Genomic DNA, 25,222 nt, shown 5'->3' on the forward strand with positions numbered 1-25,222 from the left:
CATGCGGCGGCACGCCGTCACAGCTCGTAGGCGACCGGGGTGGGGCGCCCCGGCGCCCGCGGACTCCGCGCCCCGTGGCGTTCCTCGGCACCGGCGACGGCACCGGCAACGTCGGCGGGGGCGTCGGCGGGGTCGAGGGCGGGGGCGGCCGGGTCGGCGGGGTCGGGGCCCATCCGTTCCGTGATCGTGCCCGCCTGGGCCGCGACGGTGATGAGGTCGAACAGCTCGCCCGCGCGCACGGCCCCCGGCCAGCGCTCGTCGAGGCGGCTGTAGAGGTCCACGATCTTGAGCGAATTGCCGCCCACGCCGAAGAAGTTGTCCTCGAGGCCCACGTCGCGGTGGCCCAGCACCTCGGCCCACATGTCCCACACGGTCCGCTGATGGCCGGTCCAGCGCTCCTGGCCCGGCGGCCTCGCGCCGCCCGACGGCTCCGCGGGGACGAGCGCGGCGAGCGCCGCGCGGTCCGCCTTCCCCGTGGAGGAGAGCGGCATCCGCTCCAGCGGGACGAACCGGCCCGGCAGCGCCTGCTCGACCAGATACGCCCGGCAGTGCCTGCGCAACTCCCGTGCGTCGGGCGGCACATGGCCAGGGGCCGCGGTGAGGAACGCGATCAGCCGCGGCGCCTCGCCACCCGCGTCGACCCGCACCACCACGGCCTGGTCGACCGCGGGGTGCGCCTCGAGCGCGGCCTCGACCTCGCCCAACTCCACGCGCGCGCCCCGGATCTTGACCTGGTGGTCGGTGCGCCCGTGGTAGTGCAGCGCGCCGCGCTCGTCCCTGCGGGCGAGGTCGCCCGTGCGGTAGAGGCGGGCGCCCGGCGGCCCGAACGGGTCGGCGACGAAGCGCTCCGCCGTGCGGCCGGGGGCGCGCGCGTAGCCGAGGGCGACATACGCGCCGCCGATGTACAGCTCGCCCGTGGCCCCTTCGGGCACCGGGCGCAGCCGCTCGTCCAGCACATGGGCGGTGGCGCCAGGCCAGGGGCGGCCGATGGGGATCCGTTCGGCGGCGGGGTCGGGGTCCGCCGCCACGACGCACGAGACGACGGTCTCGGTCGGCCCGTACTCGTTGGCGAGCCGCGTGCCGGGGAGGCGTTCGCGGTGGGCGCGCACCAGCTCGGGCGTGCACACCTCGCCCGCGACGACCACCAGCCTGAGGCTGTCGGGGAGTTGGCCGGGGTCGGCGAGCAACCTCCGGTAGTAGGAGGGCACCACGATCAGGTGCGTGGCGTGGTGCGCGCGGGCCAGCGCGGCCAACTCGGGTGCGAGACGCAGCTGTCGGGCGGTCGGCAGCAGCAGCGTGTGGCCGCGGCCGAACGCCCAGAACATCCCGGCGAGCATGCCGTCGAACGACAGCCGCATCGCCATCAGGAACAGCGAGGGCTCGCTCCCGTACACCGCGCCGCGCGGGGCGACGGAGTCGGCCAGCTGGCCGCGGCTGACCACGACGCCCTTGGGGGTGCCGGTCGATCCCGAGGTGTAGATGAGATAGGCGGGGGCGCTCTCGGGGACCTCCGCGGGCGGCTCCGCCCCGGCCCCCGCCGCGGCCAGGGCGGCGATGTCCAGGTCCTCGGCGGCGAGCACGGGCGGCGCGTCCGGCAGGTTCTCGAGGTCCTGGTCGTCGCGGGTGGCGAGCGCGACGGCGCAGTCGGTGTCGTTCAGCAGGGCGCGCAGCCGGGTCGGCGGCAGGTCGGGCTCGAGGGCGGCCCAGGCGGCGCCGACGCGGAGCGCGGCGAGCACGGCGACGACGGCGAGGGCGCTCTGTTCGAGGCGGACGCACACGCTGCTGCCGGGGCGCGTGCCGTGGCGGCGCAGCAGCGTGGCGAGCCCGGCCGAGGCGTCGTCGAGCGCGCGGTAGCTCAGCGAGGTGTCGCCGATGACGAGCGCGGTGGCGTGCGGGGTGCGGGCGGCCTGGGCGCGGAAGGCGTCCAGGAGGGGCAACGACCTCGGGTGCGTCACGGCGCGGCCTCCTCAGGCGTCCCTGATCAACAGGCGTGCGGGCCCGGCGAGTTCGGGCAGGGGGTGGTCATCGGGGACCGCGAGCACCAGCGGCGCGCCGCCCGCCGACGGCTCGTCGACCGGTGTGAACCCGGCGAAGCGGAGGGTGACCAGCATGGTGCGGTTGACCGAGGTGGGCAGGAAGTGGGCGACGGCCCTGCGGCCCCCTGAGCGCGCCTCCCTGACGAGATGGGCGAGCAGCAGGCCGCCGACGCCGCGCGACGCGACCCGGCAGGACATCAGCAGCAGCCGTAACACCGCGTCGTCGGGCGTGAGTTCGGTGACGGAGAGGCCGATGATCCCGTAGTCGCCGAAGCGGTCGGTGAGCCGGGCCAGCCTGACCTGGTGGTCGGGCGACGCGGCGAGCTTGCGCAGCTCGTCCTCGTCGTAGGTGAGCCCGGTGCTGTTGAGCTGGTGGGTGCGCACGGTCAGCTCGCTGGCCCTGGCGAGGTCGGCCTCCGTGGCCGGGGCCACCTCCATCACGAGGTCGAGCGACGCGAGGAACGCCCGCCGGTCCCCGCCCGACTCCTCCTCGGCCCTGCGCCGCCGCCACTCGGTCCGGTAGAGCTGGCGGCGCCCCGCGGCCTCGGCGGTGACGTGCGCGGGCCGGAACTCGGGGCGTTCGGGCAGGTCGGCCGCCGCCTCGGCCGGGTAGCAGCGGACCAGGGGCAGCGCGGCGGCGACCTCGGCGCGCTCGGCCGGGTCGTTGTCGATGAACGCGACGGTGTCGAGGCCGATGTTGAGCGCGTCGGCGATCCTGGAAAGGGCCGCGGACTTGGCGCCCCAGCCGATCCGCGCGGCGCAGAACCACTCCTCGAGGCCATGGGCCTCCAGGTGCGCGGTGGCCACGTCGTGGTCGCCGCGGCTGACGACGGCGTGCAGGATGCCGCGTTCGTCCAACGCCCGTAGGACGCCCGGCACATGGGGGAACGGCACGGGCTCGTCGCCCTCGAGCACCACGCCGTCCCACACGGTGTCGTCCAGGTCCCAGACCAGGCACTTGACGGTCGGCACACCCTCCGCGGCCATCAGGCACCCGCCCCGAAGCGGCGCATCACGTGGGCTGCTATGTGGAGTTCGGACACTTGCTGCGCTCCTTCGATGATCTCCATGATCTTGGCGTCACGGTAGTGGCGGCCGACGCGGCTGTCGGACGCGCACCCCGCGGCGCCGAGGATCTGCACGGCGTCGCGCCCGGCCCGTGCGGCGGCGTCGGCGGCGGCGTACTTGGCGACGATCGTCTCGGTGACCCCACGCCCCTGGCCCCCGGCCCTGAACCTGGCGGCGCGCGCGGCGAGTTCGCGGGCGGCGGCGGCGTCGACGGCGATGCGGGCGAGCAGCGCCCCCACGGCCTGGTGCCCGCCGAGCGGCACGCCGCCCTGGACGCGCGTGGCGGCGTGGGCGGCGGCGTCGGCGACGCACGCCTCGGCCATGCCGACGCAGCCCCAGGCGACCGTGAACCTGCCGTGGTCCAACGCGGTCGCGGCGACGTGGGAGAGCCCGGCGCCCGGCGGCGCGATCCGGTGGTCGGCGGGCACCCGTACGGCGTCCAGGGTGAGATGGGCGATCCCGGCCGCGCGCATGCCCAGTTGGCCGCGCACCGGCTCGCGGGTGACGCCCGGCCTGTCCGTCTCGACGAGCACGGCGGCGGGCTTGCCCCCGGTGCGCCCGAGCACCAGCAGCACGTCAGCGTCCTGCCCGAAGGTGATCCACTTCTTGCGGCCCGTCACGGTGAGCGCGGCGCCGCCCGCGGTCTCATCGACGGTGGTCTCCACCTCGCCGAGCGCGCTGCCCGCCCCCTCCTCGGTGGCCGCGAACCCGGCCGTGAGCGTCCCCTCGGCCAACGCGGGCAGCCAGTGGGCGCGTTGGCCCCGGGTGCCCCAGCGCGCCAGGGCGGCGGCGACCATCGACTGGACGGTGAGGAGGCCGCGCAGCGCGCTGCACACGCCGCCGAGGTGGGCGGCGGCCTCGCCCACCTCGGCGGGGGTCAGCCCGGCGCCGCCGTACGCGGGGGGCAGGTCGGCGGCGAGCAGCCCGGTGGCGGCCAGGTCGCGGCGCACGCCGTCGGGCACGCGCCCTTCCCTGTCCCAGTCGGCGGCGGCGTCGCGTGACGCGGCGGCGAACCCGGCCGCGGCGGCGACCAGCCGCGCGCCCGCGGTCTCAGTGGTCGCCGACATGGGTCCGCCGCCCGGCGTCGGCGCCCGTCTTGCGGCGGACGAACTCGGTGAGCCGGTGCGCGGTGCGGAAGCTGTCGAGGTCGAGGTCCTCGACCTCCACGGTGAGGGCGAAGCGCTGCTCGACATAGGTGACCAGCTCGAGGGCGAACAGCGAGTCGACCAGGCCGAGTTCGAAGTAGTCGTCGTCGGGCCCGATCGGCCGCCGCAGCGCGTCGGTCAGGAACCCGGTGATCTCCTCGGTGATCTGCTCCGCGCCCGCGCCGGGGGCCGCGTCGGCGATCGGTTCGCTGCCGTGGCTCATGCGTTGCCTCCCTGGCTCGGCCCGCGCCCCCGCGGGCCCATCTCGACCAGCAGCACGCTCCAGGCCGCCACCGGGCTGACGTTGACGAGGACCGCCAGGTCGCCCTCGGCGAGGTCGCGGCGGTCCAGGGCGGTCCACAGGTTCAGGAAGATGTCGTTGGGGCCGAGGTGGCCGTAGCCGCGGAGGTTCTCCCGGCACGACGGCAGGAGCTTGACGTCCAGGGTCTCCTCGGTGAACGCGAGGCCACCGGCCGAGAGGTTCTGGCTGGCCCAGCCCGCGATGTCGCCGCGCGTGCGGCCGTTGCGCGCCAGCAGCTCGTCCACCAGCGCGGAAAGGCGCCGCCGTGTCTCCATGGCGAGCCGGAACGAGTAGCCGGGCAGGTCACGGCACTCCTCGCGCCACTGGGCGGTGGGCCGGTCGCGGTAGTCGAGGCCGAAGAGGTCCCAGTAGGCGCCGTTGGTGCGCTGCACCAGGTCCAGCACCCTTACGGGGGCGGGGACTTCGCCGGGGCGGGAGAGCAGCAGCGCCTGGCCGCTGTCCCCGTTGACGGTGACCGGGTGCCGGTAGCGCCCCCGGCCCGCGGGCTTGCTGCCGTGCACGACGAGCGCGTGGCGCAGCCCGGGGTCGGCGGCGAGCAGGCCGCGCGCCGCGAGCAGGGCGGGGGCGACGGAGACGCAGCCGAGGCCGCCGACGGTGAACGTGGTGGCCTCCGTCGCGCCGAGCGCGTGCTGGAGGCGGGTGGCGTCCGAGCTGATCAACGTCTCGGGCGCGCGCGGCTCGACCACGATCAGCGCGCCGAGCTCGCCCGCCGCGAGCCCGGCCCGCTCAAGCGCGGCGCGGGCGGCGTGTTCGGCCAGGTCGCCCGCGGTCAGCTCGTCGTCGACGAGCACGGTGTCGATGCCGAGGTTGAGGCATGTGCGGCGGTCCGCCTCCGGCAGGTCGGCCAGCTCGGGGAGCTCGGCGACGGCGCGTGTGCGGTCCGGCAGGTGCCACCCCGCGGCGTCGACCGCGATCGGTGTCGCGGCGCGGAACGTGCCCACAGCGTTCACAAGCGCTCCCCACCCGTTTCAAGGCTCGGACACGGGAACACTACCGCTTTTATAGAAGATACGTAAGTACGTAATTTAGGATGGGGAGGCGGCCCCGGGTCTGGAATGCTGGGGCCCCACGACCCGGCTCGCCCCACGGAAGGCCCTCATCGTGCAGATCCTCTGGAAGCGCAACGGCCTGGTGATGGCCGCGGGCGCCGTGTGCGTCGTCGTCAACGGCCGGGGCATCGGGCCGCTGTGGCTCACCGGCGTGGGCCTGCTGCTCGTCGGGCTCCTGATGCGCAGGCTGATGACCCGCGCGCAGCGCCCCCCCGCCGATGGCGAGGCACCGCCGCTGGCCCTCGACGTGCCGGTCGGCGGCCGCTGGATGGCGCGCAACGGCCCCGCGACCAAGGTGCCGAGCCACACCCACAACCTCGCCCAGACCTATGCCATCGACCTGGCCAGGCGCCCGGCGCCCGAGCCCGTGTGGCTGTGGCCCCTGACGCGGCGGCCCGAGTCCTACCCGTCGTTCGGCGAGCCGCTGACGGCCCCCGCGGCAGGCACGGTGGTGGCCGCGGTCGACACCCAGCGGGACCACCTGACCAGGACCTCCCTCGCCGGACTGCTCTATGTGCTCGGGGAGGCCTTCGTGCGCTCGCTCGGCGCCCCCCGTCACCTGCTTGGCAACCATCTGATCCTCGACCTGGGTGACGGCGCGTACGCCGTCTTCGCGCATCTGCGCCGCCGCTCGATCACGGTGGCCGTGGGCGACCGGGTCACGGCCGGGCAGCCGCTGGCCGAGTGCGGCAACTCCGGGAACTCGTCCGAGCCGCACCTGCACTTCCAGCTCATGGACGGCCCCGATGTCACCTCGGCGCACGGCCGCCGCTTCAGCTGGCGTTACCAGGACGACGAGGGCCGGGAGCACCAGGGCGTCCCCGAGGACAACACGTGCTTCGTCCCCGCGAGGGACGCCGCGGGCGACCGCTCCTGAGCGGCCACCTCGGCCTTCGCCCCCCGCCGCCTTTCAGCGCGCCCCATGCCCCGGCTCCAGCAGGAACCGCACCGCGCTGACCCGGCCGTCGGGCGCGAACTCACCGAAGGCGAACACCCCTTGGCGCCGCGCCGCGTTCCCGCCGCGGCTCGTGGCGTAGCGGGCGGCGAAGCGGTTGCCCTCGCGCAGCGTCTCGTGCACCTCGACGGGGTAGGTGTGGCCGCGCCCGCGCGCGTCCTCGAGGGACCTCAGGACGCCCGAGCGCTGCATCGTCCGCCCCCCGACGCGATGCACCGCGTCGAACGTGTGGAAACGGTCGTGGGCCTCCGCCACCGGCACGTCGGGGTCGTACCCGGCGGCGTAGTAGGCGCGCAGATAGTGCGCCGGGTCCTGCGCCGGGGTCGGCTCGACGCCGGGGGCGGGCGGCGGCGCGGGAGCGCTGCCCGGCTCGGCGCGGAAGCCGCTGTCGGCGGGCAGGCTCGCGTCGGCGCTCTCCCAGCCGGGGCGGCTCGCGGAGAACGCCGACGAACGGGCCACGCGCCCGTCCTCGGCCATCTCGGCGAACGCCGCCACCTCGGTCGCGGTGGTGACCCGCCAGATCATCGGGGTGCTCAGGGTGTAGCGGGCGGCGGCCCTGCGGCCCTCCACCACCACCTCGTGGAGGTGCAGCTCGAACGGCGCGCCCAGCTTGCGCCGTGCGGCGAGGCCCTTGAGGGTCTTGGCCCGGTCGAACGCCCGGCCGTTGACCTCGTGGGCGCCCTCGGGCACGTGGTAGCGGTCCCAGACCTCGTCCACCGGCTCGGAGCCGTCGACGACATCGGCGTTGTAGGCGCGGAGGTAGCCGGCGAAGTCCTCGGCGGCGGTGGGGCGGTGAGCGGTGCTCATGGTGTCCTCCCGGATGTCTCGGTGGGGGTGACGCCACCCTTCGGACCCAGGGGCGGCGCGGTCGTGATGCCGAACTCCCTGCGGAGGGCTACCCGGGCGGCGAAGTAGCCGCACATGCCGTGCACGCTGGGGCCTGGCGGTGTCGAGGCGGAGCAGAGATACACCCCGGGCAGCGGGGTGCGGTAAGGGTTCCAGGTGGGGGTCGGCCGAAACACCGACTGGGCGAGCGTGATGGCGCCCGCGCCGATGTCTCCCCCAGGGTAGTTGGGGTTGTACGACTCGTAGGCGGCCGCCGACACCCCGCGCGCCGCGACCACCGTGTCCGCGAACCCCGGCGCGTACCGCTCGATGCGGCGGGTCACCAGCGGAACGGGGTCGCGCGCGTCGCCGTTGGGCACATGCGCGTACGCCCACACCGGGCGCCGCCCGCCCACGGCGCGCCCCGGGTCGGTCACGGCCGGGTCGACCAGCAGCACGAACGGCTCGTCGGTCGGCTCGCCCCGCGCGGCGGCGCGCTCGGCCGCGAGCGTCTCGGCGCGCGTGCCGCCCAGGTGCACCGTCCCGGCGCGGCCCACGTCGGGATCGGCCCACGGGATGGGCCCGTCGACCAGGAAGTCGGCCTTGGCCGCGCCAGGCCCGTAGCGGAACCGGGCGAGCGCCCTGCGGTGGCGCGGCGGCAGCCGGTGGCCCGCCAGCGCGAGCAGGCCGCGCGGCGTGGTGTCGAGCAGCACGACCTGGGCGTCCAACTCGGCCAGGTCGGTGACCCGTTGACCGGTGTGCACCGACCCGCCGTGCGCCCTCAGGTCCGCCACGAGCGCCTCGGCGATGCGGACGCTGCCGCCCTCGGGCAGCGGCCAGCCGCTCGCGTGCGCCAGCTGCCCGAGCAGCAGCGCGATCGCGCCGGACGGCACGCTGGGCAGCCGCCCCACCGCGTGCGCCGCGACCCCGGTGAGCAGCGCGCGGGCCTCCTCGGTGCGCAGGCCGTTCGCGCGCAGCAGATGGCTCAGCATGCGCGGGGCGAGCAGCGGCGGAACGGCGAGGTCGCGCGGCAGCGAACGCTGGCCCGACAGCAGGAAGTCGGCCACCCCGGAGCTGTGCCGCACCAGCGGGGCCATCAGCCGCCGCCAGCGCCGCCCGTCCCGGCCGAGCCCCGCCGCCGTCGCGTCGAGATCGCGGTGCGCGAGCGCGGCGGGCCGCCCTTCGAGCGGGTGCCCGTAGGCCACGGGCGGCTGGAGCAGCCGCACCCCGCGCGCCGCCAGGTCGAACTCCCTGAAGAACGCCGAGGACGCCGCCATCGGGTGGACGGCGGCGCACACGTCGTGCCACACACGGGAGTCGAACAGCGCCTCGCCCCGCAGGCCGCCACCGAAGGCGGCGGCCTGCTCGTGGACGCGCACGGTCAGCCCGGCGCGCGCCATGGTGACGGCGGCGGCGAGACCGTTGGGGCCGCTGCCGACGACGGCGACGTCGGCGCGCGTCATGCCAGCGCGTCCTCGGCGGCGAACTGCTGGCTGGCGAGCCGCCGGTACACCTCGTCCGACCCGATCAGCTCCTGGTGGGTGCCGATCGCGCGCACGCGGCCCCCCTCGAGCACGATGATCCGGTCGGCCTGCCGAATCGTCGACAGGCGGTGCGCGATGGCCAGCACGGCGCACTCGTTGGCCGCCTCGGCCATCGCGTCGCGCAGCGCGGCCTCGGTGTCGCTGTCGAGGTGCGCGGTCACCTCGTCGAGCAGGATCACCTCGGGGCGTTGCAGCAGCGTGCGGGCGATGGCGAGCCGCTGCCGCTGGCCGCCCGACAGGCCCGCGCCGCGCTCGCCCAGCTCGGTGTCGAGCCCTTCGGGCAGCTCTGCGACGAAGTCGTCCAGGCTGGCCAGGCGCAGCGCGCGGGCGATGTCGGCGGCGTCGGCCCCCGGGTTGGCATAGGTGAGGTTCTGCCTGATGGTGCCGCGCAGCAGCGGCGCGTCCTGCTCGACATAGCCGACCAGCGAACGGAGCTCGGTCAGCGGCAGGGCGGCGATGTCATGGCCCGCGACGCTGACCGTGCCCGCGTCGGGCCGCTGGAAGCGCTCGATGAGCTGGAACGTCGTCGTCTTCCCCGCGCCCGAGGGCCCGACGATCGCGGTCAGCCCGCGGCGCGGCAGGGAGAACGAGACGTCCCGCAGCACGGGCGTGCCGTCGTGGTAGGAGAACGACACGCCGTCGAACGCCACCGCGGGCGCCGTCTCGTCCGACGCGCCCTCGGCCTGGGGCGTCGCGTCGTTCGCGCCCGCGTTCGCCTCGTTCGCCTCGCTCTCCTCCTGCGGGATCGTCCCCAGCTCGGTCACGCGCTGGATCGCGGCGCGGCCCTGCTGGATCTGGCCGATCGACATGAAGAGCATCACCAGCGGCGACACCAGGTAGAAGAGGTACATCACGAACGACGTCAGGTCGGCGGGCGAGAGCGACCCGGTGGCGACGCGGGCCATGCCCCACGAGATGACGACGGCGAGCGAGAGCTGGGTGCCGACGTTCATCGCGGGCGTGAGCAGGGAGTTGAACGCCGTGACCCTGATCCCGCTCTGCCTGGCCCGGTCGGCGAGCCTGGCCAGCTCGTCGGTCTCCCGCTCCTCCGCGCGCGACGCCTTGACGGTGGTGATCGCGCCGAGCACGCGCTGCAACCCCGAGCCGTACGCGCCGACGTTCTCCCGGTTGCGCAGGGCGGCGATGCGCACCTGGCGGGCGAGGAACAGCGCGACGCCGCTGGCCAGTCCGAGACAGCCGAGCGTGGTGAGCAGCAGCTTCCAGTCCAGCCTTGCCATCAGCACGACGCTGCCGACCAGCATGAACACCGACGTGACGACCTGCGCGAGCGCCTGCGCGATGACCAGGCAGGCGATGGAGGTGTCGGAGATGGTGCGCGCGAAGACGTCCCCGTGCTCCAGGCGCGAGAAGTGCGGGATCTGGCTGCGCAGCAGGCGCCCGCCCAGGATCCGCCGGGTGTCGAAGACGATGTTCTCGCCCGCGCGCCCGATGGCGTAGGCGTGCCCGGCGTTGAGCGCGGCGTCCGCGATGAAGAACAGCGCGATCAACGTGATGGGCCAGGCGATCGCCTTGTCGAGCGCCACGGCCTCGATCAGCCGCCCCAGCATCCAGGGCTGGGCCAGCGTGGCCGCCGCGCCGACCAGGCCCATGCCGATCCCGGCGATCAGCAGGCCCCGGTGGCGGAGGACTATCTCCCTGATGTTCATGGGGCTCCCTGATGTTCGTCACTCGGGCTTGACGTAGGAGGTGATGAACAGGCCCGCGGCGGGGACGTAGTCGGTCCCCTGCCAGTCGCTGTACCGGCCCTCGGGGACGAGCCCGGCCTCCCGCGCGTAGCCGTCCACCTCGTCGGGCGTGAGCAGCCGCACGGTCTCGGTGCCGATGCGGTGGGTGCCGTCCGCCTCGAACCAGACCGTGGAGACATGCCAGATCTGGTTCTCCATCAGCAGCGTGGCGTGCATCTGGATGCCGGTGTTCGGCTCGGGGTAGGGCACGAAGAGCGTGGTGCGCGTCAGACCCTCGTGCTGCGCGACGATGCCGGGGCGGTTGTGCGTCTCGACCACCAACCGGCCGCCGGGGGCCAGGTGTTCGGCGGCGCGGGCGATCGCCTGGCCCTGCCCCTCGGGGTCGAGGAGCAGGGCGAGCGTCGAGCAGACGCAGTAGACCAGGCCGTAGGCGCGGCCGTCGCGGTAGGTCCTGATGTCGCCGAGCTCGGCGGCGACGTCGCCGTCCCCCGCCTTCTTCTCCGCTGCCTTCTTCTCCAGGGCCGCCAGCATCTCCTGCGAGGAGTCCACACCGGTGATCGGGCCGACGCGGCGCGACAACGGCAACGCGATCCGGCCGGTCCCCACGCCGAACTCCAGCGTGCCCGAGGCCGGATCGGGGTGGAACCCGGCCAGCCCTTCGACCGCGGCGCGCGTGGCCGCGTCATCCTGGAAGATGCGGTCGTACCAGCCCTCGAACTGTTTGCCGTAGCCAATGTCCGCGATCGTCATGGCTTCTCCGTTCCTTCGTTGGTGAAACGCCCGCGGCGGGAGCCCCGCGACCTTTCATGCGGCCTTGAGAAAGGGCACCGAGACCGGAATCATCGGCTGATAGGTGGAGACATAGAGCACCTCGGGATCCTCGCTCTCGTCATGCCCGGGGGCCCGGACGATGGCGAGCTGGAAGCCGCGCACGTCGGTGACGTTCGACGCCTCCCTGATCTGCTTCCTGATGAATTCCGCGAGCACCCTGAAGGGCGGCGATCCCGTCGGGTCCTCGCCCTTGGCGATGGACTTCAACATGCTGCTACAGATGTCGAAGACCGCCTTCTCACGCCGACGCGAGGAGAACCAGATCGCCTGGATCGGCCTGCGGGTCTGGATCAGGTCGAGCTCGATCCACGCGGACGTCTCGCGGTTCTCGTCGAGCGTGCGGTAGAGATAGTGGAAGTCGTGCGTCGCGGGATTCGGCGCGAAGAACTTCCAGTTCGGGATGAGCGAGAAGAGGTCCTTCTCCCGAAGCCCCTCGAAAGCGGGGTGCGGATGCTGCGCGGCGAGCGTCGTCACCAGCAGGGCCGCGCCCGCCGCTCGCGTCACGCCGCCGGGTCCGGTGAACGCCTCCTTGACGAAGTCGGTGACCTTCACTTCTTCTCACCCACCTTTCCCTGGACCGCCGTTCCCTCGATCTCCGCCGTGGGCGCCGCGTCGTCCGCCGGCGCGTGCTCGTCCATGAACGCCGCGATCAGGTCGGCCGCGGAACGGGCGTGGCGCGCGTCGGTCAGGATCGTGTCGTGCCCGGCGCGTTCGACGACCTTGACCTCGCCGTACCGGTCGGCCGCCTGGTGGGAGCGCGCGATCTCGTGGTACATCAGCAGCTGGTCGGGATCGATGTCCACGGTCACCTGCGCCGCGACGACGAGACCCGGCGCACGGACCGGGGCGAGCTCCGCGTCGAACCCCGCGAACTCCTCGTGCACCGCGTCCCATTCGCGCGAGGCCGCGGCCCACAGGCGGGAGTCGCTGTAGAGGGCGAACGCCTTCTTCCGGTAGGCGTGCGGCAGGTCGTCCACCCAGCGGGGGCGCGACATCAGCGGGCCGAAGCCCAGCCTCGTCCAACGCGCCAGGTCCGTCAGGGAGTCGGTGAACAGCTCGCTGCCCTTGCGCTGCCTCGATGAACGCACCAGCTCACCGGGGTGCGTGGGGTCGAGGTAGACCATCCCGGCCACCTGGTCGCCCAGCTGCTCCACGGCGCGGCGGTTCAGCTCGGCGCCGAGCGAGTGCCCGACGAGCACCACCTTGCGCCCCTCGGGCACGATCTCGCGGACCAGGTCCACCAGGTCGTCCACGGACTCCTGGATGCCGTAGGGCGAGGTGCGCACGCGGCGGCTGGCGGCGTAGCCCGCGCGCGAGTAGGTCACCACGGGATGCCCGAGGTCGAACGCCAGCCGCTCGACGATCCACGCGTAGTGCTCGGCGGTGGAGGCGAGTCCGTGGTTGAGGACGAGAAGCGGGCGGCCCGCGCCGTCCCTGCCGCCGGTGTCGTACGTCAGCACGTTGCCGTTGCGCGTGGTGACCGTGCGGGTCGCGGGCCAGCCCGCCACCGCGCGGGCGCGCCGCTGCGACGTCAGCACCCCCACGGCCGCGGTGCCACCGGCCAGCATCAGGAGCGCCGTCTTGACCAGCCGGTCGTCGCGGTCGGCGACCGCGGGGAACGTCTTGGGCGCGGTGGTGTAGGCGACCATGGGGTGCATCGCGGGGAAGGCGGTCATGAAACGGCCGAGGCCCATGACGAACGCGTTGGCGACGTGGAAGCTCCCGGCCGCGCCGATCAGCGGGCGGGTCAGCCGCCCACCGGCCAGGTAGACCACGGGGAAGAGGCACTCCATCGCGAGCACGGCGTGCTGCGTCACCTGGGTGGTCCTGGGGTAACGCTGCGTCAGCCGGTAGGCGCGCTCCCAGCCGTAGGTGCGGGTGCGCATGACCCCGGGCAGGGCCGAGCCGTCCCGCCACTTGGTGCCCGCCAGCTTGGCCCAACCCGACGCGGCGTAGGACATGTTGGCCTGGATCGCCAGGTACCACATCAGGGCGTCCTTGACCTGCGAGCTGTCGGACAGCCTGGCCAGGCCCGTGACCGCCTGCACCTGCGTGGCGACCTGGTCCGAGCCGTCGGTGCCGTAGCGGTGGCGGGCCTGGAGCACGGTGGTGGTGGCGCCCAGGTAAAGATTGCCGAGGCCGCGCCACTTGCTGTCGCCCGGCAGGAGCATGCCGAGGCTGCACGCGACGCGCGACGCGTGCAGGGCGAGCGTGGTCCTGCGGCCGCTGACGGCGTTGGTGAGCTTCTGGATCGCCGGGATCTTGCTCTCCGGCGTCTGTTTCATGATCTCCCAGTCGTTCAGACCGCCGGGAGCGAGATTCCTGTGCTGATGCAGGTATTCCAGGGAAGAAGAAAGACTGGAGAGAGCGGCAAGACGTTCCGATATGGCTATCGCTCGATTCCGGGATATCGGAATCGGAGAGAACACCGAAGAGGCAATCTTCTTGACCAGCTTCATACGACGGTTCCTCCGCGTCGAACCGGCTGAAGGTAAGGTGGGGGGGCTGCCGGGCCGCGATTGCGCCGCGGCCCGACAGCTCTCTCGCTGCTCCCGGAGCGGGGCCCGGGAGGTGGTGATCAGAAGCCGGTGACGCGGCTTCTCAAGAGGTGGCGCTCACTCAGTCGTTGATGCCGGCCTCGTAGGCCTGCACGCCGAGCCACGCGACACCGGCGCCGCCGGCGAAGCCCACGCCGAAGGCGACGAGGCCGGGGGTAGCCTGAACCGGCATCACGGCGCCGAACTCACCGGTGGTCTGGTCCGACAGCTCCTCGGGAGCCACGGCGACCACACTCTCGATGATCTTGCTCATGTGGTTTCTCCTTCTGTTGTCGCGCCCGCCCGCCGCCGACGCCCCACGCGAGACCCGCGGGTGCCTTCGCCGTCCGGGAACGGCAGGGAATCAGTGATGTGACAGTGGTGCGCTCACGTACGGCTCGATCAGCCGAAGACGGCACCGCAGACGTACGCGCCGACCACGGAGGCGGCACCGGCGACGGCACCGCCGACGTACCAGCAGGTGGCGACGCCGGCCGCCGGAGTGGCCAGAACGGGCGACTTGACGTCGTCCTGGTAGCCCTGCTCCATCGGACCGAGCTGCTGCTCGTTCATGAACGAGGCGATCTTCTGCTCCATGGGAGCTCCCCTTCTGTCTTTTTCTTACCCGGTGTTGCACGCCGGATCGAAGAGCGGTCCGGCCATGCCTGGCGGGGCCCGCCAGGCAAGTCCTCGGAAAGGAATTGCCTTACCGCGCGACGCCCGGAGAAAAGCCCGTCGCGCGATGGTGGAAATGCCTTGCGGCCTTGGGAGCGCTACGCGCGTCACACGAAGACCCAAGGATGGTGCGGCAGTTCAGCTCACTGGGATGCGCAGGACATCCGCCCCCGTCGTGGACCGGGGCCCCACCCGGCCAACCGGGCGAAATCTACACATCGTAAAGATTCCGCAAAGAGACTCCCCGCTCGGAGACGACCATGTGCCTTGCGATCACTTCTTCTCGCTCCGGGGAAGAGTCTGGGACACAGGTCGCACCCTTTTCCACCCCCCCTCGATCAATGTGATCTATGTCACTCAACAAGATCGAATGTTTAGTACAACCCTCCAAAGCCCAAGCGTGGCCGCTGAGTTAATCGGACATGAAAGCGCATCACTTTGCGCGGTGGATTTCCCCTGATGCCCGAGTTGCCCGCGATGTCGCCTCTGCGGCCGCCCGGCGCCCGGTGGTTGACCGGCGAACGATTTAACGGGCCGATTCACGCGATATTTTCTGCAAATTGCCGTGTAGCCCCCGGAACGTGACCTTCCCCCCGATCCCTCCCCGGAACCGGGCGAACGGGCCCCCTCACGCGACGGAGGCACGCCGTGTGACGACGCTTCACACTCCGTTCACGGCAGGCCCGTTGAGCGGTCACACCCCGTCACTGTCCGGAGGGGAAGGTGTCCTCCTCGCCCCTGCCGTGCTCATAACGGTGCAGCGGGTCAAGGGCGCGTGTGCGGTCCAGATACAGGAAGGCGTCGTAGCGGTCGCCGAGCACGGTGGGCACATAGTTCCCCCAGCGCTCCGTGTCAGGGCGGTAGACGACGCCGATCGCCCGGTGGTCGAGGGGCGCGCGGCGCCACGAGGCCGCGCCGTTCCCGTCGACGCTCCCGTCGCCGTTCCACGCGAAGAGCGCGGAACGGCCGCCCAACGCCTCGTGCAGCAGGCGCTCGACCGTGCCCGCCCTGGCCGGTGGCATGGCCATCGCCCGGGGCGGCAGGCCCCAGTCGTCGGCGGCCACGACCGTGCCCTGATAGGTGCCGAGGCCGACGAGCACCACGCCGTCGGCCCCGTGCCGCTCGCGCAGCAGCTGCCCGACGTTCACCATCCCCGCGTCGGCCATGTCGGTGGCGCGGGCGTCGCCGATGTGGGTGTTGTGCTCCCAGATCACCGCCCGCGCGCCGGGTCCCTGGCGGTCCATCAGCCGGTCGAGGGTGTCGGCCATGTGCGCGTCGCGCACGTTCCACGACTCGGGCCCGCCCCCCACCATCGCGCGGTAGTAACGCTCCGCACCGGCCACCGTCTCGGCGTTCTGCCACGCCGCGAACTCCGTCGGCGACCCGCCCACGGCCGCCGCGCGCTCGCGCTCGGCGTGGGCGCGCGCCTGGGCGAGCAGGGCGGCGACCTCGTCCCGGCAGCCCTCGGGCACCAGGCTCGTGGAGAGCGCGTAGCTCTGCGGGTCCTCCGCGTAGGGCTCGAAGCAGCGGTACGCGGCCAGCGCGCGCTCCTCGTGCTCGGGGTCGTGCGCGCGCACATGGTCGAGCACCGCGTGCAACGACTCCCACAGGCTGTAGACGTCGAGCCCGTGGAAGCCGACGCGCCGCTCCTCCGGCAGGGCGAGGTTGTGCTCGCGCAACCACCGGGCGAAGCGCACGACCTCCGTGTTGGCCCACATCCACCGGGGCCAGCGTTCGAACGCGTCGAGCACCGCCGCCGGGTCGTCGGGCGCGCCAGGGGCCCCGGTGACGCTCTGGTGCAGCACGTGGCAGTCGGGCCAGTCGCCCTCCACCGCGACGAACGAGAAGCCCTTCTCCTCGATCAGCCGCCGCGTGAGGTCGGCGCGCCACCGGTAGAAGTCGGCGGTGCCGTGCGACGCCTCGCCGATCGCGACATACCTGGCGTCGCCGATCCGCTCAAGCAGGGGATCGAGCGAGCGCGGACCCGCCAGGGGGAACGCCTCGTCCCGCGCCGCCGTCGCCATGCCCCCGGGGGATCCGTCCATGCCGCGTGCCATCGCCCATGCCTCCTCGGTCACCGCGGTCGCCGCCGAGGTCACCGCGGTCGCCGCCGACCCCCGGGTATCCCGGCACGCCACATGCGTAACCCGTTTCACCCGCGCACGCCTGGGCACCCGCGCCCCGGCGCACGCCTCTCCGAACGCCAGCGGGCCCCGGTGCCCACCGCGCCGGAACGGAAGGAGATCGACATGGCCGACATCGCGGAGCGGGACCTCGACGACCTCTGGAACGAGTTCCAGGCCGTGGTGAACATGACCTCGCGCGAGCTGAACGACTGGCTGATGACCCTGTCGGCGGGGGAGGACTCCGAGGAGCTTCCCGACCAGGCGGGGACGCGCACGGGGCGCGGGGTGCTCGAGATCCTGGGCAAGCGCCGCAGGGACCTCACCGACGACGACATCGACGTCATGCGCGAGGTCGTCGGCATCGTCACCGCGGAGCGCGGCACGGACGACCTGGACCCGAGGCCAGGCCCGGCCGACTGGCGTCACCGCCTGATGACCGTGGGTCACGACCCGCTCAAGCCCCTGGCCTCGGACGACGGGTACTCGCGCGTCGACCAGCGGTGAGGGCCGCTCGCACGGCCGACCCGCCCCGGATGGGCGACCGGGGCGGGTCGGTGGGCCGTCGCGGTGACCGTGGTGGTCGCGGGGGTCGCGGTCGTCGCGGGGGTCGCGGGGGTCGCGGTGCGGGGGTCAGTCGCCGAACACGGCGAGGTCCCACAGCGAGTAGCCCCACTGCGTGGCGCGTTCGGTGCCCGTGAGGCGCACATGGCGCGCGACGGTGCCGTCCAGCGCGATCTCGTCCAGGCCCCCGTCGCCCGCCGTCGCGGTGTGGACGGTCTCCCAGGTGACGCCGTCGACCGACGTCTCGATCGTGTACGCCCTGGCGTACGCGGTCTCCCACGCCAACCGGACGCCGGTGAGGGCGTGTTCGGCGCCGAGGTCGACGGTGATCGACTGCGGGTCGGCGTACGCGCTGCCCCAGCGGGTGGCGGGGTCGCCGTCCACCGCGTTGGCGCCCACGTGCCCGCTGCCCGGCTCGACGCTCGTGACCTCGACGGGGCGGCCGCGCGCGAGGTCGGTCGACTGCGCGCCTTCGTGCCGGATCCGGATGTCGCGGTAGTGGATGTCGAGCCCCTCGCCGTCGTTCTGCACGCCGATGTGGCCGAGGGCGATGTCGCGGGCGCTGGTGTACTCGTTGACGCGCACGCCGTTGAGGTACACCTCGATCCGCTGGCCCCGCACGGTGATCTCGTAACTGTTCCAGGAGCCTTCTGTGAGCAGAACTGCAGCGTCTCATTGCCGCCCCACGTCCTGGTGACCAGCGCGTTTGCGCTTTGCAGTCGCTTGAGTCGCGTAGGTACGGTCCCCGCCATGCTGATGACGTTCTTCTCCTCTGCCACCTGGGAGTCCTGGGGGCTGTCGAGTCAGCCGGTCATCCCGGACCGGATGCCGATCCTGCTTGACGACGACCTCCTCTTCGAGGACTCGGCTGGCCCTCGCGTCACAACCGTGATCAACCGGTGGGCCCAGGAACTCCCGGCGAACGGCTGCCCGGCCCCGAACTCCTGGGAGACCTACGTTCGGGTTGTGCGGGACTGGGCGATCTTCCTGGGTGGCCGGGGCATCCAACTCTTCGATACCCGCAGCGAGTTGAGGCGCGGCCTGAGCGCCTACGCAGTGCACCGCGCGTGCGGCCCGCTAAAGGAACGGTTCGCCGCATCCACCTGGAACCAGCACATGAGCATCCTGTCCCTGTTCTATGGGTGGGCCGAGGGCGAAGAACTCACGACCGCGGTGCCGTTTACCTACAAGCAGGCCGTCACGTCGTACGGCGATCAGGTGCACCTGCAGTCGGTGAACCTCTCCAAGCGGCGGACGCCGAAGCCCCACGTGACGATCAAGTACTTCGAGAAGGACTTCGAGGACACGTTCCTGAAGGGGCTGGGCGGTCTGCGCCCGGACGGCGCCGAGGATGCCCTCTACCGGGGCCGGACGACGGCACGCAACGCGGCAGTGGGTGGCTATGTGTTGTCCAGCGGGCTGCGGCGGCAGGAGTTCACGTACATGCTGGAGTGCGAGGTTCCGCGGCTGCCGCCCCGCCGGACAGAGCTGCCGATCTGGGTGCCAGTGCCGGCCGGAGTCACGAAGGGTCGGAAGTTCCGGACCACGTGGACGACATACGACCCACTCGCCCGGCTGCACCAGTACTTGCGGCTGCAGCGTGCCGTGGCGGTGGCTCGCTCGTCATGGGTACCGCCGGCCAAGTGGGGGTCGCCTCTGGTGGTGACCGAGGCAGACGAGGTCGGTGGCCGGGCCGAGGGCGAGCGCGTGCTGTGGGCCGAGTTGACGCCGCGGGAACGCCGGTGTCTGGTCCGGCCGGAGGGCGGATCGATGCTGCTGGCCGTACAGAGTGACGGGAGTCCGTTTCGCGACTGGCCGACCGTCTTCAAGCGGACCTCGGAGCGGATCAGGGATCGATTCGATCCGCGTTTCCCGCATACGGCCCCTCACCGATGCCGTCATACGTTCGCGATCAGGACACTCGAGATGCTGATCGGCGGCTACTACGCCCAGGTCGCGAAGCTTGTCAGGGACACCGACGCGGACGCGGCCCTGGCGCTCTACCTGCGCAAGAACGACCCGGTGATGATCTTGCGTGACCTCCTCGGTCATACCAGCACCCTCACCACGGAGGTGTACCTCCGCCGCCTGGATACCGCCCGGATCTACCGCGAGGCATACGAACGCGCGGGCCACGACCACGGTCTGCTCGCCGGGGCCGAACGCGAGGCCGATGCCGAGTTCGACGACTTCGATGAGGACGATTTCTGATGCCCGCGGAGATACTGGAGAACCCTCTGCGGCTGTTCTGCACGTTCACCCGCGGCACCACGTCGACCCTGAACGTCGACGACTCGGTGAACCCCGTGCTGGTCCGCGAGTTGCTGACGGGCCTGGTCTACCTCATGCACCCACACGGCCCGGGTGATTCGCACCGGACCGCGGAAAAGTACAAGGGGACCATCGACTGGTTCGTCGGCGAACTGGAGAAGCGTGGTCATCGGGGCGGAGTGGCCGAGCTGACCCGCACCGGACTCGCAGCCCTGTGGTGGGAGGCGGGAAATCGAAGGGAGTCGGAGAGCCGCCGCATGCTCGCCGCGCTGGACGCTGAGACCTCCGTGCTGGCTCCGGACATCCGGGAGCTTGTCCGAGGGCGTCTTTACAACCGGCATCCGAACAGTGAGCCGCTGCCGCCGTACGACGAAGTTGCCTGGGCAGGGCTGACTCGTGCAGCCCGCAGGATAGCCAAGGAGTCATGGGCTGCGTACCGGGCGGCCAGAGCCACGGCGGAAGCCGGCCAGGACCCGTACGTGCACGGCTGGACGAGAGAGAACATCTTCTGGTTCATGGTGCACCACGGCCCGGTGACGACCCGGGAGTTGGGCGAACGCGCCGACATCTCGCACGAGAAGATGCGCCATCGGATCGGCCGTGACCGCCAGCGATTCTTCGTGGAAGCCCGCGAAGCGCTCTTCCCCAGCCCTCGCGTCGTCATCGCCTACCAGGTGTTGTTCGGCGTGTATAGCGGCATCGTGCCGGACGGCATCGCCGATCTGGGCGTCGATGGCCTTGACTGGGCCGGCGACAACGCGGTGCTGGTCCGCTATGTCAAGGGCCGTACGTCCGAGGAGAGCATCACGCTGCCGAGCAAGGCCGTGCGGCTGTTGGAACGGTGGCTTGAGTATGCCGAACTGGCGAGGTCGCTCTGCCCACCGCGGCTGCGCAACGGGCTGTGGCTGTGGCTCGCCTACGCCTCGCGTCGCGCGGGCGACGAGGGCCTGGGGCCGTGGAGGTACGGGCGCCCCTACAAGTCCACCGTCGTCGACTGGTCCCGGGACGCGGGGGTGGTCGACGCCAACGGGGCGCCGGTCGTGATGCACCGTCACCGGATCCGCACGACGTTCGAGTCCCATCGGGACCGCTCTTCCTGGATCGGCAGCCGGCGCTCGACGATCGACCCCAACCACACACCGGGAGTGGAAGGCGACCACTACCTGTCCGCGATGACCGAGGCCCAGAAGAGCGCCCTGGAGGACATCGTCGAGCAGGCCCAGGGCGATCTGCTCCGCCGGGGCCAAGCGCCCATGGTGCTGTCGGACGAGCAAGTCGCCGACCTGGCCCGTCAGTTCCCGCAGCTGGTCAGCGAACTGGAGTTGGATGATCGGGCGATCGCCGAGCTCGTGGGTGGGCAGCGAGATGTGTTCGTGGCGTCCTGCGCCGATCCGACCGCCGGCGTGCACGGCCCGAAGGGAAAGCCGTGTCCGGCTCGCCCCTGGGTGTGCCTTCTGTGTCCACTCGCTCTGTTCACGCCGCGGCACGCGGCGAACCTGCTGCGCATGAAGGCGTTCTTCGCCCGGCAGTGGCAGCAGATGCCCGCCGCGCAGTTCATGGCCGTCTTCGGCCACTACGCCCAGCACATCGAGGAAGTCCTGGTCAAGTACGACCCCACGCAGCTCGCTGCGGCTGCTGCCCACGTCACCGACACCGACGCCGAGATACCGCTCCTGCCCGAGGAGAGCACCCTGTGAGCACCATCGCCCATCCCGGGGTCCCGCTGTCCGGAACCGTGCCGTCGCCCTTCGCCGGGGCTGACATCTGCGGCCTGGCCGACTTCGTCCTCCCTATCGGGGCGGCCCGCTCGGTCTTCGAGGACGACGTCTGGGTCTTCACCCAGGTCATCGGCATCCCCGCCTACGTGTCGAAGTGCGCAAGGCGGCTGGACTTCTCGGGGATCATCAATGAGCGGTGGAAGACGGTGGCCAAGGAGTACATCGGCGCGCAGATGGCCCCCGGGCACGAAGCCGTACGGACGCTGCCGTACGCCAGCCGGACGGTCCGCGTCGTCAACGGCCTCTACGCCGAGCTGCTGGAACTGGTCCGGTGGCTGAACTGGCTGACCGCCCAAGGGGTCACCGAGCTCGGCGAAGTCACTGAACATCACTGCAAGTCTTTCGCCCAGTATCGCGCCACCCACCGCCCCGACGGCAAGAAGACACACGACCGCCCCAGCATCCGCAGAGCCGTCGAGCTGACGATCACCGGCCTGGCCCGTTACAGCGAGTTGTTCACCACCGACCGCTATCACCCCGGGCTGCGGCCGTTCGCGGGACAGGCCACCAGCAAGCCCAGCGGCAACGCGAACAAGACGCCGCCGGTCGCGGATCCGACGTTCCAGCCGCTCCTGGGTGCAGCCCTCTACCTCGTCCAGACCCTGGCCCCGCACCTCCTGCGCGAACTTGACGCCAAGCGGCGCTATGTCGCCCACCGGGCATCGCTGCCCGCAGCACGGATTGATCGGGGCGAACTCGAGGCGGTCATTCGCCGCCATGTCGAAGAGCGACGTCCCTTCGACCGGAACGTCACCTGGGCCAAGACCAGGAAGTGGATCAGCAAGGACGATCCGTTGGGCAAGGTCAACCTCTACGCCCTCGCCGCGGAAGCCGGCCGGTGGGAGATCAGCCCCTCCATATTGGAGTCGGTGCGCGACGTCCTGGAAAAGGCGGTGGACGCCGTCGGGATCGAGGAACCGTTCTGCCGCGGGGCCGACATGGTGGAGCGAGCCGACGGCCAGGGCGAGGCACCCTGGTCAAAACCGCTCTCCGAGCGCGGCCTGCGGGCGCTCACCGGCGTGGTGAAGACCGCCTCGCACGTGGTCATCGTGGCGCTCTCCGGTATGCGCCAGAGCGAACTGCGCGAGATGAATGTGGGTTGCCGCGTCCCCCCGATCGAGGCCGGCCCGGGGCTGAAGAGGTATAAGCTGGCGAGCCGAGTCATCAAGGGAAAACCTCTGGGCGGTGTGCCTGACGAGTGGGTCGTGATCTGGGAGGCATACCAGGCGGCAGAAGTCGCCGAGCAGCTCCTGGGCCCGGGCGCCGAGATCGGTGATCCCCTGCTCACCTCGCCACTCGACAACGACCGCTTCACGCTGTTCCGCCAGTGGGTCAACGGCCCCGCGGGACAGGCGCTGGGACTGGCTCCGATCCCGGAGCGACAACTCACAACGAGGATGCTCAGGCGCACACTCGCCTTGGAGATCGCCTACCACCCCGGTGGCCTGCTCGCCGCAAAGGTGCAGCTCAAGCACTTGTCTGTGGTGACAACGGAAGGATATGCGGCCCGTCCGGGCGGGGCACAGGCCAAGTTCCTCGCGGAGGTCAACGCCGAGGAGGCGGAGCGTAACAAGGACCTCATGCTGGCCGAGTACCGACGCTACCAGCAGGGCGAGATGCCGTCAGGTCCCGGCGCCCGCGATCTGATCAGCTTCTTCGCCAGCGTCGACGGGAAGCTGGCCCGCGCTACCGCCGAGGACCCCACGGTCGTCGGCAGCGACCAGGAGGTCAGAGCGCTCCTCACCGAGGTCGCCGGCGGCCTGCACCTGGGGGTGGCGAACTACTGCTGGTTCATCGACCCCTCCAAGGCGTTGTGCCTGAAGCTGGCCGGCACACCGAACGCGACGAAGCCGCTGGCGGGCATGTGCGATTCCGCCCGCTGCCCGCAGGCCACCCACCATCCCTGCCACCGCCCGGTGTGGGCCGAGAGCGTGCGGACCAAGCAGGTCTTCATCGGATCGATCGGCCGCGACCACAAGACCGAAAAGGCTCGACTGCAAGCCGACTTGGACCGAGACGTGCAGGTCCTGGCCTCGATCGACGCCGCCGCTGCGTAAGGAGAAACCCCACCTCATGGCTCGAATCAGCGCAGAGACCCGCGCCCGCAACGAGCAGGCTGTCCGGGCCGCGATGGACCGGCTCCTGAAGGGTAACCTCCCGCCCGGCGGCAGCTGCGACCTGAAGACACTGGCCACCGAAGCTGGCGTGACCCGCACCGCGTTCTACCCGAAGAAGAACCATGACGGCACCATCCGCCCCGGCCCCTACCAGCACCTCGCCGAAGAGTTCGAGCGGCGCCTTCGTACTCTGCAGGAGGCCGGAGAAGTCGTCGACCCGCGGATCTCGCAGATCGAGCGGCTCAAGGCCAAGGTCGACGAGCTCAAGGAACGTCTGGCTCAGCAGGACGAGTGCGTTGCGGAGCTCACAACGTTCAAGGAACTCGCCGTCTCCCGCTTGGCCGCACAGCACGACGAGATCGTGCGTCTACGGGAACAGGCCGCAGCCCTCGGCAACGTCCGCCGCCTGCCCGCCGCCCGTCCCGGCAGGGCCCCGTACGGATCGTGCAGCTGAGCCTGACGCCGATCGACGTGTCCGAACACGGCGAGGGAGCCCGCCGGCATGGCCTGCCGTACTCCCTCGCCGGGCCGAACTGATACTCGCGTGGGATCAGCGAGACAGGGCGAGTAGTTCGTCGATCACGGGCTCTGGACCGTCATAGGTGAGGTGTGCGATAGCTGCCATTGGTGCGATCACTCGGCTCCAGGCATACAACCGGTCCCCATCGAGCCCGCACGCGGTCGCCACCCGCTGGCAACGGGCCTCGACACCCTCTTGTCCGGCGCCCGCCACCACGTAGTCGACGGCGTCGAAGCATGGGTCGCCCACGCATGCCTTGGGGTCGATCGCGATCAGACCGCGCGACGGGCCGCCGCCCAGGACGTTGCCGAGATGCAGATCGCCGTGCAGCAATACGACCCTGGCCTGACTGTCCAGCAACCCCTCACAGCGCCGTATCGCCCGCTGCCACGCGGCCTGGTCGATCCGTGCGCCGATGGCTGGCTCGGACAGCCGTCGGCCGATCCGGACGAAGGCTTCGTCAAACCGACCGCGCAGATCCAGTGGCCAGTGCGCGGGTGGGGCCACAGCGTGCAGTGCGGCAAGCAACTCTCCCCACTGCTGCGGCAATGACGTCTGCGACATGTCCTCGGCCACGGTGCCGGGCAGGACCTCCTCCAACACCATCGCCCCGGCCTCCGCGTCGGCAGACAGTACGGTCGGCACCCGACCCGACGGCGCGAACACGCGCAGCATCTCCTCCTGCTTGGTCAACAGTGACCGGTCCGGACTGAGTTTTAGAACTGCTGGCCTCCCGTCAGGCCATTGACAGCGCAAGACGACAGAGGAGGCTCCACTCTCGAACAGTTCACCGAGCACGAAACCCCACCGCGCGGCCAGCCGCGTAGCGAGGTTCGGAACCTCAGCGAGCCACCCCTCGGCCCCGGGGCCGAATCGACCTACCAACCGTGCGCCGACCTCTTCCATATTCACCCCGGTAGCTTGCACCCCCGAACTGCCGCCATGCACACGCATATCGACGCCGTTCCGCGCGGGAGGCGGGGCCGCTTCGGGGAACAATCACCAGGCGCCCGGGAAATGACCTTGAGCGGGCTGGGAAACCACAGGTCAGCGGCACGCGTGAACGGCCCCTCGCCGTCCGCAACTGATCCCAACCCCCCTACATGGAAGGCCCCTGTGCCAGAACCCCCACCTTCACCTATCGTTCCAGCTGACG

Annotated in this window: 22 protein-coding genes; 6 read left to right on the forward strand and 16 right to left on the reverse strand. The window is 71.5% G+C overall.

All coding sequences use genetic code 11. From position 1 onward, the window contains the following. Positions 1-17 precede the first annotated feature (17 nt). From D7318_RS09210 to D7318_RS09230, 5 genes are read right to left on the reverse strand one after another with little or no spacing between them, the layout of a single operon-like run. Positions 18-1,955 (reverse strand): non-ribosomal peptide synthetase, encoded by a 1,938-nt coding sequence (locus tag D7318_RS09210; RefSeq protein WP_120696374.1) that lies wholly within the window; start codon positions 1,953-1,955, stop codon positions 18-20. Between the two features lie 12 nt (positions 1,956-1,967). After that, a complete protein-coding gene (locus tag D7318_RS09215) occupies positions 1,968-3,023 on the reverse strand; it encodes an HAD-IIIC family phosphatase (protein ID WP_120696375.1) in 1,056 nt (351 codons plus the stop codon). Beyond that, positions 3,023-4,171 (reverse strand): acyl-CoA dehydrogenase family protein, encoded by a 1,149-nt coding sequence (locus D7318_RS09220; protein WP_120696376.1) that lies wholly within the window; start codon positions 4,169-4,171, stop codon positions 3,023-3,025. The genes D7318_RS09215 and D7318_RS09220 overlap by 1 nt, the downstream gene beginning before the upstream one ends. Beyond that, positions 4,155-4,472 carry an acyl carrier protein gene (locus D7318_RS09225; RefSeq protein ID WP_120696377.1) on the reverse strand — a complete coding sequence of 106 codons (318 nt, stop codon included), beginning with the start codon at positions 4,470-4,472 and terminating at the stop codon, positions 4,155-4,157. The genes D7318_RS09220 and D7318_RS09225 overlap by 17 nt, the downstream gene beginning before the upstream one ends. Further along, complete coding sequence (locus D7318_RS09230; protein WP_408055460.1) at positions 4,469-5,521, reverse strand: 3-oxoacyl-ACP synthase; 1,053 nt, start codon at positions 5,519-5,521, stop codon at positions 4,469-4,471. The genes D7318_RS09225 and D7318_RS09230 overlap by 4 nt, the downstream gene beginning before the upstream one ends. 151 nt (positions 5,522-5,672) lie before the next feature. On the opposite strand from D7318_RS09230, the gene D7318_RS09235 reads away from it, so the two are divergent. Then, positions 5,673-6,497 (forward strand): M23 family metallopeptidase, encoded by an 825-nt coding sequence (locus D7318_RS09235; RefSeq protein WP_408055461.1) that lies wholly within the window; start codon positions 5,673-5,675, stop codon positions 6,495-6,497. A gap of 33 nt (positions 6,498-6,530) precedes the next feature. Here D7318_RS09235 and D7318_RS09240 read toward each other — a convergent pair whose 3' ends face one another. From D7318_RS09240 to D7318_RS09280, 9 genes are all read right to left on the reverse strand, one after another. Beyond that, positions 6,531-7,382, reverse strand: a complete 852-nt coding sequence (locus D7318_RS09240; protein ID WP_120696378.1) for a nuclear transport factor 2 family protein — start codon at positions 7,380-7,382, stop codon at positions 6,531-6,533. Beyond that, on the reverse strand, positions 7,379-8,863 hold the full coding sequence (locus D7318_RS09245) for a phytoene desaturase family protein (protein WP_120696379.1): 1,485 nt from the start codon (positions 8,861-8,863) through the stop codon (positions 7,379-7,381). The genes D7318_RS09240 and D7318_RS09245 overlap by 4 nt, the downstream gene beginning before the upstream one ends. Continuing rightward, the gene (locus tag D7318_RS09250) at positions 8,860-10,611 is read right to left on the reverse strand and encodes an ABC transporter ATP-binding protein (protein WP_120696380.1); all 1,752 of its coding nucleotides are present in this window, start codon (positions 10,609-10,611) and stop codon (positions 8,860-8,862) included. The genes D7318_RS09245 and D7318_RS09250 overlap by 4 nt, the downstream gene beginning before the upstream one ends. A gap of 18 nt (positions 10,612-10,629) precedes the next feature. After that, a complete protein-coding gene (locus tag D7318_RS09255) occupies positions 10,630-11,400 on the reverse strand; it encodes a class I SAM-dependent methyltransferase (protein ID WP_120696381.1) in 771 nt (256 codons plus the stop codon). 54 nt (positions 11,401-11,454) lie between these two features. Then, positions 11,455-12,033, reverse strand: coding sequence for a hypothetical protein (locus D7318_RS09260; protein WP_120696382.1), 579 nt, complete (start codon positions 12,031-12,033; stop codon positions 11,455-11,457). Continuing rightward, complete coding sequence (locus tag D7318_RS09265) at positions 12,030-13,766, reverse strand: alpha/beta fold hydrolase (protein ID WP_120696383.1); 1,737 nt, start codon at positions 13,764-13,766, stop codon at positions 12,030-12,032. The genes D7318_RS09260 and D7318_RS09265 overlap by 4 nt, the downstream gene beginning before the upstream one ends. 334 nt (positions 13,767-14,100) lie before the next feature. Continuing rightward, entirely contained in the window at positions 14,101-14,292 is a 192-nt protein-coding gene (locus D7318_RS09270; protein WP_113688855.1) for a hypothetical protein, read from the reverse strand. Positions 14,293-14,420: 128 nt separating this feature from the next. Further along, the gene (locus tag D7318_RS09275; protein ID WP_113688856.1) at positions 14,421-14,615 is read right to left on the reverse strand and encodes a hypothetical protein; all 195 of its coding nucleotides are present in this window, start codon (positions 14,613-14,615) and stop codon (positions 14,421-14,423) included. A 782-nt stretch (positions 14,616-15,397) separates the two neighbouring features. Continuing rightward, positions 15,398-16,750 carry an erythromycin esterase family protein gene (locus D7318_RS09280; RefSeq protein WP_230423553.1) on the reverse strand — a complete coding sequence of 451 codons (1,353 nt, stop codon included), beginning with the start codon at positions 16,748-16,750 and terminating at the stop codon, positions 15,398-15,400. 192 nt (positions 16,751-16,942) lie between these two features. On the opposite strand from D7318_RS09280, the gene D7318_RS09285 reads away from it, so the two are divergent. Beyond that, complete coding sequence (locus tag D7318_RS09285; RefSeq protein WP_120696384.1) at positions 16,943-17,323, forward strand: DUF3140 domain-containing protein; 381 nt, start codon at positions 16,943-16,945, stop codon at positions 17,321-17,323. A 126-nt stretch (positions 17,324-17,449) separates the two neighbouring features. Here the strand turns inward: D7318_RS09285 and D7318_RS09290 are convergent, their stop codons facing one another. Further along, positions 17,450-18,040 (reverse strand): discoidin domain-containing protein, encoded by a 591-nt coding sequence (locus D7318_RS09290; protein ID WP_268987337.1) that lies wholly within the window; start codon positions 18,038-18,040, stop codon positions 17,450-17,452. A gap of 90 nt (positions 18,041-18,130) precedes the next feature. Here D7318_RS09290 and D7318_RS09295 point away from each other — a divergent pair, with 90 nt between their 5' ends. Genes D7318_RS09295 through D7318_RS09310 form a run of 4 tightly spaced genes read left to right on the forward strand, consistent with a single transcriptional unit; the run spans position 18,131 to position 24,000 of the window. Continuing rightward, on the forward strand, positions 18,131-19,591 hold the full coding sequence (locus tag D7318_RS09295) for a site-specific integrase (protein WP_120696386.1): 1,461 nt from the start codon (positions 18,131-18,133) through the stop codon (positions 19,589-19,591). Then, positions 19,591-21,348 (forward strand): hypothetical protein, encoded by a 1,758-nt coding sequence (locus tag D7318_RS09300; RefSeq protein ID WP_120696387.1) that lies wholly within the window; start codon positions 19,591-19,593, stop codon positions 21,346-21,348. The genes D7318_RS09295 and D7318_RS09300 overlap by 1 nt, the downstream gene beginning before the upstream one ends. Then, positions 21,345-23,486 (forward strand): site-specific integrase, encoded by a 2,142-nt coding sequence (locus D7318_RS09305; RefSeq protein ID WP_120696388.1) that lies wholly within the window; start codon positions 21,345-21,347, stop codon positions 23,484-23,486. The genes D7318_RS09300 and D7318_RS09305 overlap by 4 nt, the downstream gene beginning before the upstream one ends. A gap of 16 nt (positions 23,487-23,502) precedes the next feature. Then, a complete protein-coding gene (locus D7318_RS09310; RefSeq protein ID WP_120696389.1) occupies positions 23,503-24,000 on the forward strand; it encodes a hypothetical protein in 498 nt (165 codons plus the stop codon). Between the two features lie 96 nt (positions 24,001-24,096). Here D7318_RS09310 and D7318_RS09315 read toward each other — a convergent pair whose 3' ends face one another. Then, entirely contained in the window at positions 24,097-25,020 is a 924-nt protein-coding gene (locus D7318_RS09315; RefSeq protein WP_329604640.1) for an aminoglycoside phosphotransferase family protein, read from the reverse strand. Positions 25,021-25,222 lie beyond the last annotated feature (202 nt).

This window comes from Streptomyces radicis (assembly GCF_003626575.1).
In the GTDB taxonomy this organism is placed as follows: Bacteria; Actinomycetota; Actinomycetes; order Streptomycetales; family Streptomycetaceae; genus Streptomyces; species Streptomyces radicis.